The following is a 324-nucleotide window of genomic DNA, read 5'->3' as shown; positions in this document are numbered from 1 at the left end:
CGTCTTAATGGACAGCTGGTTTACTCATGCGCCGCTCATCGGCGAAATCGTGACTCGCGGCCTGGATGTGATCGGAATGGTCAAGAACGACAACAAGCGCTTCCTGATTCAAGGCCAGAAGCTGACGTTGAAACAATTGTACGAGGCAGCGTCTTCCGTCGTGAGTACGAAACGAGGCATTCTCCGCTCGATCCAAACCGAGTTTCCTTCAGGGATTACGGTTCGAGTCGTGTTTGTTCGTCATCGCTCGAAGAAAACCGAGTGGCTGGCGATTTTGACGACCGATCTTACCCTCACCGTAGAAGAGATCATCCGGATTTACGC

General features: G+C 52.2%; 1 pseudogene. It reads left to right on the top strand.

From position 1 onward, the window contains the following. Positions 1-324, top strand: a pseudogene (locus tag KXG62_RS33950) (IS4 family transposase); the annotation flags it as partial.

It is taken from the genome of Paenibacillus solanacearum (assembly GCF_910593845.1).
GTDB classification, from domain to species: Bacteria; Bacillota; Bacilli; order Paenibacillales; family NBRC-103111; genus Paenibacillus_G; species Paenibacillus_G solanacearum.
The sequence above is the reverse complement of the archived record's forward strand: the minus strand, read 5'-3'. Positions and strand labels throughout refer to the sequence as shown.